Annotated in this window: 12 protein-coding genes; 4 read left to right on the top strand and 8 right to left on the bottom strand. The window is 72.4% G+C overall.

Going from position 1 to position 8234, the window contains the following annotated elements; translation table 11 throughout:
- From ESO86_RS07535 to idi, 8 genes are all read right to left on the bottom strand, one after another.
- A partial coding sequence (locus ESO86_RS07535) for a S4 domain-containing protein (RefSeq protein ID WP_277985215.1) occupies window positions 1–130 on the bottom strand: 130 nt, incomplete at its 3' end.
- 40 nt (window positions 131–170) lie between these two features.
- Window positions 171–1073, bottom strand: coding sequence for a prenyltransferase (locus ESO86_RS07530; RefSeq protein ID WP_129234347.1), 903 nt, complete (start codon window positions 1071–1073; stop codon window positions 171–173).
- A complete protein-coding gene (locus ESO86_RS07525) occupies window positions 1070–1402 on the bottom strand; it encodes a lycopene cyclase domain-containing protein (protein WP_129234346.1) in 333 nt (110 codons plus the stop codon). The genes ESO86_RS07530 and ESO86_RS07525 overlap by 4 nt, the downstream gene beginning before the upstream one ends.
- A complete protein-coding gene (locus ESO86_RS07520) occupies window positions 1399–1755 on the bottom strand; it encodes a lycopene cyclase domain-containing protein (protein ID WP_129234345.1) in 357 nt (118 codons plus the stop codon). Before ESO86_RS07520 ends, ESO86_RS07525 begins: the two co-directional genes overlap by 4 nt.
- Complete coding sequence (crtI, locus tag ESO86_RS18710) at window positions 1752–3368, bottom strand: phytoene desaturase family protein (protein WP_165307472.1); 1617 nt, start codon at window positions 3366–3368, stop codon at window positions 1752–1754. Before crtI ends, ESO86_RS07520 begins: the two co-directional genes overlap by 4 nt.
- Window positions 3365–4270 carry a phytoene/squalene synthase family protein gene (locus ESO86_RS18705; protein WP_165307470.1) on the bottom strand — a complete coding sequence of 302 codons (906 nt, stop codon included), beginning with the start codon at window positions 4268–4270 and terminating at the stop codon, window positions 3365–3367. The genes crtI and ESO86_RS18705 overlap by 4 nt, the downstream gene beginning before the upstream one ends.
- Window positions 4267–5313, bottom strand: coding sequence for a polyprenyl synthetase family protein (locus tag ESO86_RS07510; RefSeq protein WP_242492259.1), 1047 nt, complete (start codon window positions 5311–5313; stop codon window positions 4267–4269). The genes ESO86_RS18705 and ESO86_RS07510 overlap by 4 nt, the downstream gene beginning before the upstream one ends.
- Window positions 5306–5848: an isopentenyl-diphosphate Delta-isomerase gene (idi, locus tag ESO86_RS07505; RefSeq protein ID WP_129234343.1), complete on the bottom strand. Its 543-nt coding sequence runs from the start codon at window positions 5846–5848 to the stop codon at window positions 5306–5308. The genes ESO86_RS07510 and idi overlap by 8 nt, the downstream gene beginning before the upstream one ends.
- A gap of 160 nt (window positions 5849–6008) precedes the next feature.
- Here idi and ESO86_RS07500 point away from each other — a divergent pair, with 160 nt between their 5' ends.
- The 4 genes from ESO86_RS07500 to ftsR form a co-directional block, all read left to right on the top strand.
- Window positions 6009–6476: an NUDIX domain-containing protein gene (locus ESO86_RS07500; RefSeq protein ID WP_242492258.1), complete on the top strand. Its 468-nt coding sequence runs from the start codon at window positions 6009–6011 to the stop codon at window positions 6474–6476.
- Between the two features lie 9 nt (window positions 6477–6485).
- Entirely contained in the window at window positions 6486–7106 is a 621-nt protein-coding gene (locus ESO86_RS07495) for a CDP-alcohol phosphatidyltransferase family protein (RefSeq protein WP_129234342.1), read from the top strand.
- Between the two features lie 17 nt (window positions 7107–7123).
- A complete protein-coding gene (locus tag ESO86_RS07490) occupies window positions 7124–7624 on the top strand; it encodes an FHA domain-containing protein (RefSeq protein WP_129234341.1) in 501 nt (166 codons plus the stop codon).
- Window positions 7621–8234, top strand: a 614-nt coding sequence (ftsR, locus tag ESO86_RS07485; protein WP_129234340.1) for a transcriptional regulator FtsR, incomplete at its 3' end; no start/stop codon positions are given. The genes ESO86_RS07490 and ftsR, both read left to right, overlap by 4 nt.

Below are 8234 nucleotides of genomic sequence, written 5' to 3'. Positions count from 1 at the left end.
CCGCCTTCGCCCGCTCGCCGTTCACGCGCACGTGGCCGGCGCGGCACGCCGCGGTCGCGGCCGAGCGCGTCTTGCACACCCGGACCGCCCACAGCCACGCGTCCACGCGCGCCGAGTCGAGCTCCGCCATCCTCCAAGCCTAGGACGGGAGCGCGCACGGGAGCGCGGGGTCAGCGGACCAGCGCCCACCAGATCATCAGCATCGTGACGAGGAAGCCCACGGCGTAGTTGATGAGGATGAAGTGACGCCAACCGCGGTTCGAGGCGCCGGACGCGGCATCCGTCACCGAGCGGAAGGGCCATGCCGCCCACAGGTAGGGGAGCACCAGCACCGACGCCAGCGGCCCCGGCCACTCGGTGGCGAGCATCAGCAGGCCCGCCGCCGCCCACAGGCCGAGTGCGATCCGCACGGTCGTCGCGGCGCCGAACGCCGTCGCGATCGACGCGATGCCGGCCTCGCGGTCCGGGACGACGTCCTGCACCGCGCCGAACGCGTGGCTCGCCATCCCCCAGAAGAAGAACGCCACGAGCAGCGCGATGAGCGGCCAGGTGAAGTCCGCCCCGGCGACCGCGAGGCCGTAGACCGCCGGGCTGACGAAGTGCGTGCTCGAGGTGACCGAGTCCAGCACCGGGCGTTCCTTGAAGCGGAGCCCCGGCACCGAGTAGGCGAACACTGCGAACAGGCTGATCGCCAGCACGAGCCACGACCACGGCTCGTCCGTGCCGCCGAGCCAGAGCATGACCGCCACGAGCGGCGCCGCGGTCACGATGCCCGCCCACACCACGGTGCGGTGGAGGCTCGGGTCGAGCAGCGCCCCCTCGGCTCCGCCCTTCCGCGGGTTCCGCAGGTCGGACTCGTAGTCGAACACGTCGTTCACGCCGTACATCAGGAGGTTGTACGGCACGAGGAAGAACAGGGTGCCGACGACGAGCAGGGCGTCGACGCGGCCGGTCGTCAGGACGTACGCCGCCGCGAACGGGAATGCGGTGTTGATCCAGCTGATCGGCCGCGACGAGAGCAGGACCTGGCCGGCCCGGTGCCCGAGGCCGCCCCGCGTCTGCGCCGCGCTCATCCGTCGACCCTCGCCGCGCGGTTCCGGCGGGCACCCGCGAGGATGCTCCACACCGCGGGCAGCAGCAGCACGCCGGCGATCGGGTACAGGAAGTCCTCCACCGGGGCGAGTCCGACGGCGAGGCCCGATCGGTGCGCGTCGTCGTACGCCACGATCCCGGTCCCGACGATGAGGGAGTCGAAGACGGCCGTGAGCACGAGGAGCACGGCAGCGCCGATCGCGGTGGCGATCGTGCGACGTCGGAACGCCGTGCGCTCCCGTGGCCGCGCCGCCCACGCGGTGATCGCCGCGACGGCGAGGAACGGGATGCTGATCAGCAGGTACGTCATCGGAGGCCCTCCCGTTCGGAGGCGGGGACCCGTCCTTCGCGCGCCGCGAGCACGCGCTCGGCGCCGAGCACGAGCACCAGCGTGAGGTAGCAGAGGAAGACGAGGAAGACCGGCTCCTCCAGGGGGAGCTCCGGAGCGAGCTCGATGCCGGTCACGATGTCGGACGTGCCGCGGAAGAAGACCCCGGTGACGATCCCCGCCGCGTCCCACACCAGGAAGAACACGACGCCGACCACGACGGTCACCGCTGCGACGATCGGCGCGCGCCAGAACACGAGGCGCCAGCGGGCGTCGATGAGCGCCATGCATCCGATCACGACGAGCAGGCCGGCGAGGTAGGCGAACGCCGTCATGCGACGGTCGTGCTCGGGTCGGCGGGCTCGTGCGCGCTCGCCCCCGCGGGCTCCTCGATCGGCCCGGAGGAGCGATCGCCCCGCACGCGCTTGAGCACGTTCTCTGCGCTGATCAGGCACATCGGCAGGCCGATTCCCGGCACGGTCGACCCGCCGGCGTAGTACAGCCCGTCCACGCGCCGGGACCGGTTCGTCCCCCGGAAGAACGCCGACTGCCGGAGCGTGTGCGCGGGTCCGAGGGCGCCGCCCTGCCACGAGTTCAGGTCGGCCGCGAAGTCCGCGGGCCCCACCGTGCGGCGCACGACGATGCGCTCCGCGAGGTCGTCGAGCCCCGACACCTCGGCGATGCGGCGGATGGCCCGGTCGGCGGTCTCCTCGACCAGCCGGTCGCCCGTGCCGTCCTCCCCGCCGCGCCCGATCGCGGTGTCGGCGGGCACCGGCACCAGCACGAACAGGTTGGTGTCGCCCGACGGCGCCACCGAGGCATCCGTCGCACTCGGGCTGCACACGTAGAACGACGCGGGGTCGGGCACGTGCGGGTCGGATCCGAAGATGGACCCGAAGTTCTCGCGCCAGTCCTCGGTGAAGAAGAGCGTGTGGTGGGCGAGGCCCGGCACCTGTCCGCGGATGCCGAGCATGGCGAGCACCGCCCCGGGCCCGGGGTTGCGGCGGCGCCACCAGGCCTCCGGATACGTCTGCGCGTGCCGGGGGAGCAACTCGGTCTCGGTGTGGTGCAGGTCCGCCGCCGAGACGATCCGGTGCGCCGGGGCGACGACGCTGCGACCCGATGCGGACCGGAAGCGTGCGCCGGCGACGGCCGGTCGGGCCCCGCCGGTCGAGAGCTCGATCGCCTCGACGCGAGCGCCGGTGACGATGTCGACGCCGGCCGCGACGGCGATCGCGGCGATGCGCTCGATCAGCTCGGAGAACCCGCCGCGCGGGTAGAACACGCCCTGCTCGAGGTCCATGTGGCTCATCAGGTGGTACATCGCCGGCGTCGCGTCGGGCGACGAGCCGAGGAACACCGCCGGATAGCCGAGCACCTGCCGCAGGCGGCGGTCGTTCACGGCGCGCGCCGTGAACCGCTCGAGGGTGGTCGTGAGGAGCGACGCGAACCGTCCCGACTGCCGGAGGACCTCACCGGAGAGCAGGGAGCGGGGATCGTCGAAGTTCGTGTACAGGAATCGCCGCCGGGCGATGTCGTACGCGGATTCCGCCGAGTCGAGGTAGCGCTCGAGTGCGGCGCCGGCGCCGGGCTCGATCGACTCGAACAGTGCGACGTTCTCGGCGCGGGTCGACTGGATGTCGAGCGGTTCCGCATGGCCGTCGGCCCACACGCGGTACCCGGGATCGAGCTGCACGAGGTCGAGCTCGGCGGCGGCGCTGGTTCCGAACAGTCGGAAGAAGTGGTCGAAGACCTCGGGCATCAGGTACCAGGAGGGTCCGGTGTCGAAGCGGAACCCGCTCTTGGACCAGCTTCCGGCCCGCCCGCCGAGTTCGTCGCGCGCCTCCAGGAGCGTGACGCGGTGACCGTCCCTGGCGAGCAGCGCGGAGGTCGCGAGGCCCGCGATCCCGCCGCCGATCACCACGATCCGCTCGGACTCCCCGATCATCGTCGATTCCCTCCGGTGGTGAGTGCTGAACGGACGGCGATCGCGAGCTTCTCGCCGTCCGGGACGCGGATCCGCGTCGCGATGATCTCTGCCGCAGGCGTGGCTCGGCATCGTGCCGACAGGCTCGCGAAGAGGCCGTGCGCCGCCGCGACCGCGCTCCGAGCGCGTCTCGGCAGTTCCGGGAGCGCGGCCCCGGCGATCTCGAGGTCCCGGTCGATGTCGTCGAGGATCGCCGTCTTGTCGGCCTCGGTGAAGGCGTCCGGATCCACGCCGGGGAAGTAGTTCCTGCCGAGCGTGCGCCAGTCGACGGCGAGGTCCCTGAGGAAGTTGATCTTCTGGAACGCGGCGCCGAGGTGGACCGCCCCTCGCTCGAGCCGCGCTCGTCGCTCCGGGTCGGCGGCCTGGACGGAGCCGTGCGCGTCGGCGGCGAGGAACGTCGCCAGGCACATCAGCCCGACGACCTCGGCCGAGCCGTGGATGTACGGACCGATCTCCTCCGGCGTGAACGGTGCCGGATCGAGGTCGCGACGCATCGAGGCGAAGAAGGGCCGCGTGAGCTCGGTGCCGAACCCGGTCTCGCGGGCCACCCGCGCGAACGCGTGCACCACGAGGTTCGCCGAGTACCCGGACGCCATCGCCCGCTCCGTCTCCGCCTCGAGCCCGTCCAGGACCTCCAGCTGCTCGTCCACGGTGAGCCCCGCCTCGGCGGCCGCGCCGTCGACGACCTCGTCCGCGACCCGGACGAGTGCGTACACCGACCTGATCCGGCCGCGGGACCGGGGGTCGAGGAGCCGCGCCGCCGCACCGAACGAGGTCGAGTAGCGGGCGATGACCGTCGCCGAGCTCGCCTCCGCGGCATCCGCGTAGCGCTCGAGGAGCGTCGGGTCGTGCCGCCGGCTCATCGCACCCGCTCCGTCGCGCGCTGCGCGAACTCGCCGAGCTCGGTGCGGAGCGCCTGGGGGAGGTCCGCGGCGTCGAGTTCGTACCGGGCGAGCGTGACGTGCTCGTGTGCGAGTGCGAGGGCCGCGTCGAGCGCGCCGCACGCGCGGAGCTCCTCGCGGAGCCCCGCGGCCGACTCGTCGTCGAGGGACGGATCGCCCAACCGGTCCCGGATGCCCGGCCACGACGGCGTGGTCGCCGCATGGGCGATCAGCGCCGTCCGCTTGCCCTCGCGGAGGTCGGCCGAGGCCGACTTGCCCGTCACCCCGGGATCGCCGAAGACCCCGAGGACGTCGTCGACGATCTGGAATGCGACACCGGCCAGCCGGCCGAACCGGCAGAGCGCGGTCACCGCCGAGTCGGGTGCGCCCGCGAGCACGGCGCCCGCCGCGAGCGGCGCCTCGAACGAGTACACGGCGGTCTTCTGCTCGAGCGTCGAGAGCACGCCTTCGAGCGCGGGGGTCGATCCGTCGAGCGAGGACACCACGTCGGCGAGTTCCCCGGCGGCCGAGACGAACACGGCGCGATCGAGGATGTCGAGCAGCGACTCGCGGCACGCACGGTCGACCGGCAGCATCGCGAGTTCGCGGTGCGCGCGGCTGAGCGCCAGGTCGCCGGCGAGCACGGAGGCGGTCGCCGCCCACACCTCGCCCGTCCGCGCGTCGCCGCCGTGGGCACGGGCGCGTGCCGCGAACCGTCCGGCGACGTTCGGCGCGCCCCGTCGGACGGTGTCGCGATCGATGAGGTCGTCGTGGATCAGGAACGCCGTGTGGAGCAGTTCGAACGCGAGGGCCACGTGGGTGACGAGCGTGCGATCCGACCCGCCGAAGCCGCGATACGCGGCCCAGACCAGGCGCGGCCGGACGCGCTTGCCGCCGGAACTCTGCTGCTCGATCGACTCCCACAACGCCGTGTAGTGGCTGCCGAACTCGCCCGCCCGCTCCCGCGCGTCGGCGAAGAACCGGCGCAGCTCCTCATCGATGGCGGAATCGAGCAGTTCAGGCACGGAAGAGCTCCAGCTCCCTCGCCTGCAGCACCAGCCACGGGCTGAACGCCCACGGCGCCGCGCCCACCGCGGTGGCCAGCGCCCGCGGATCGACCCAGCGGTACTCGGCGACCTCGCGCGGGTTCGGGTCGGGCTCGCCGGACGCGGTCGCCAGGTAGACCGGGCACACCTCGTTCTCGACGATGCCGTTCGCGTCCGTCGCGCGATAGCGGAACAGCGGCAGTGCGAGCTCGACGGTGTCGAGCTCGAGCCCGAGCTCGAAGTCGGCGCGACGACGCACGGCGTGCAGCAGCGGCTCGGCCGGCTTCGGGTGGCCGCAGAACGAGTTCGTCCAGACGCCCGCCCAAGTCTGCTTCGTCACGGCGCGGCGGGTGATCAGCACCTCGCCGATCGGGTTGACGATGTGGCACGAGAACGCGAGGTGCAGGGCGGTGTCGGGGCCGTGCGCGGCGCTCTTCGGAGCTCGGCCGATGGGCGTGCCCGATTCGTCGAGCAGGACCACCTCGTCCTCGACGGTCTCGGTCGTGTGGTTCATGGTGGCCTCCTCGTCCGTTGGGCGATGCGACGAACCAGGGGTTCGTGACCCTGAAGCTAGCAGCGGGGTCGAGTCCTGCGGAACAACCGAAAGTTGGACCGGCGTCATCCCCGCGGTCGACGGATGTCGCGTGCGGGGCATCGTGCGTCATGCTGGACGGGTGACGGGCGAGAGCGGGGACGGCTGGGCGGAGGGTCCCGGCGGCGCCCGGTACTGGGGTCGATACGGCGCCGCGGGCCTGCTCCTGCTCGAGCCGGGAGGCTCGGTGCTGCTGCAGCACCGAGCGGCCTGGAGCCACTTCGGCGGCACCTGGGGGATACCCGGCGGTGCGCGCCACCGCGGCGAGTCCGCGCTCGATGCCGCCGTGCGCGAGGCGACCGAGGAGACCGGGATGCCGCCGGGCGTCGTCACCGAGCGGTTCGAGAGCGTCCTCGACCTCGGCTTCTGGTCCTACACCACGGTCGTGGCGGACGCGGCCCGGCGGTTCGAGCCTCGCCTGGCCGACCCGGAGAGCATCGCCCTGCGCTGGACGCCGGTCCTCGCGGTCGACGCGCTGCCGCTGCATCCGCGGTTCGCCGAGGCCTGGCCGGCGTTGCGCGCCCGGCTTGGCGACCCCACCGCTCGCTAGGATCGGAACGTGGCCGAGAAGAGCACGGGGGTGTCGGATCGGATCTGGACGCTGCCCAACATCCTGAGCATGCTCAGGCTGCTGCTCGTGCCCGTCTTCCTCGTCCTCGTCGTGCTCGGCGAGTACGTCCCGGCGCTCGTGGTGCTCATCGTGGCGAGCTTCACCGACCTGCTCGACGGGTACCTCGCACGACGGCTCGGCCAGGTGACGCGGCTTGGCCAGCTGCTCGATCCCGCCGCCGACCGCCTCTACATCTTCGCCGCCCTCATCGGCCTGGCGGCGAACGACCTCGTGCCGTGGTGGATCGTCGTCGTCATCGTCGCGCGAGACCTGTTCCTCGTGGTCCTGGGCGTCGTGCTCGCGAACCACGGCTACGGCCCGCTCCCCGTCCACCAGCTCGGCAAGGCGGCCACGTTCGCCCTCTTCACCGGGCTTCCGATCATCATGCTCGGGCTCGCCTTCCCGGTCCTGCAGCCGGTCAGCGAGCCGTTCGGGTGGGCGGTCACGATCTGGGGCGCATTCCTGTACTGGTGGGCGGGCGTCATCTACGCGATCGAGACCGCGCGTGTCGTCCGCGAGACGCGGGTGTCCGGGGCACCGGCATCCGATACGCTTGAGCCGGGAGGTTAGCGGTGGCGGATTCCGACATGACCCAGACCGGCGCGAACGGCGAGGAGCGTGAGCCGTCGGCTGAGACATCGGCGCATCGCGTCGGCCAGCCGAACGACACCACGATGGGGTTCAGCCGCGAGGCTGCGGCGCAGTTGAGCGCCCTCGACGCCGACGTGAGCGCGGCCGAGCAGGAGGCCATCGCGGCGCTGCCGTCGGCCTCGGCGCTGCTCATCGTCCGCCGTGGGCCGAACGTCGGCGCCCGATTCCTCCTCGACACCGAGGTCACCTCGGTCGGCCGGCACCCGGACGCCGACATCTTCCTCGACGACGTCACGGTCTCGCGCAAGCACGCCGAGTTCGTCCGCCACGGCACGGCCTTCGAGGTCCGCGACCTGAATTCGCTCAACGGCACCTACTTCGACGGCATCCGCATCGAGACGGCGCTGCTCAGCGACGGCGCCGAGGTGCAGATCGGCAAGTACCGCCTCACGTTCTACGCTTCGCGACACGACCTCGCGCCGACGGGCACCGGGTGAGCGAGGGCGCCGCGGCGCGGCGTCCGGCTCACGCCCCACAGCTGCTCGGCATCGGCCAGGTCCTGGCGAAGCTCCAGCCGGAGTTCCCGGAACTGACCCCGTCCAAGTTGCGCTTCCTCGAGGAACAGGGCCTCGTCACCCCCGCCAGGACGGCGGCGGGGTACCGCAAGTTCTCACCCGCGGACATCGAGCGGATCACCGTCGTGCTCGCGATGCAACGGGACCACTACCTTCCCCTGAAGGTGATCCGCGCGCACCTCGACGAGATCGATGCCGGTCGCACTCCCGCGCTCCCGGGCGTCGTCGACGCATCGGCGTTCCGGGCGACGGCCGCCCGCTACTCCCGGGAGGAACTGCTTCGTGAGGCCGGCTCCGGCGCGGCACTGCTCGACGAGGCCGTCAGCGCATCGCTCATCCGACCCGCCGAGGTGTACGGCCCGGAGGCGAGGGACCTGCTCACGGCGTTGGCGGCACTGCGCGCGAGCGGGATCGAGCCGCGTCACCTGCGCGGTCTCCGCGCAGCCGCGGAGCGGCAGGCCGAGCTCGTCGAGCAGGCGATCGCCCCCGAGCGTCGCCCCGACCCCGCCGGCCGTGCGCGGAGCGCGGAACG

This window comes from Agromyces binzhouensis, assembly GCF_004135055.1.
Lineage (GTDB): Bacteria > Actinomycetota > Actinomycetes > Actinomycetales > Microbacteriaceae > Agromyces > Agromyces binzhouensis.
This window is presented reverse-complemented; position numbering and strand designations above follow the sequence as displayed.

Bases quoted from the DNA above. Each gene is read 5' to 3' on its own strand.
- ESO86_RS07520 (WP_129234345.1), bottom strand. From the start codon at position 1,755: ATGACGGCGTTCGCCTACCTCGCCGGCCTGCTCGTCGTGATCGGATGC.
- ESO86_RS07525 (WP_129234346.1), bottom strand. From the start codon at position 1,402: ATGACGTACCTGCTGATCAGCATCCCGTTCCTCGCCGTCGCGGCGATC.
- idi (WP_129234343.1), bottom strand. From the start codon at position 5,848: ATGAACCACACGACCGAGACCGTCGAGGACGAGGTGGTCCTGCTCGAC.
- ESO86_RS18705 (WP_165307470.1), bottom strand. From the start codon at position 4,270: ATGAGCCGGCGGCACGACCCGACGCTCCTCGAGCGCTACGCGGATGCC.
- ESO86_RS07530 (WP_129234347.1), bottom strand. From the start codon at position 1,073: ATGAGCGCGGCGCAGACGCGGGGCGGCCTCGGGCACCGGGCCGGCCAG.
- ESO86_RS07490 (WP_129234341.1), top strand. From the start codon at position 7,124: ATGACCCAGACCGGCGCGAACGGCGAGGAGCGTGAGCCGTCGGCTGAG.
- crtI (WP_165307472.1), bottom strand. From the start codon at position 3,368: ATGATCGGGGAGTCCGAGCGGATCGTGGTGATCGGCGGCGGGATCGCG.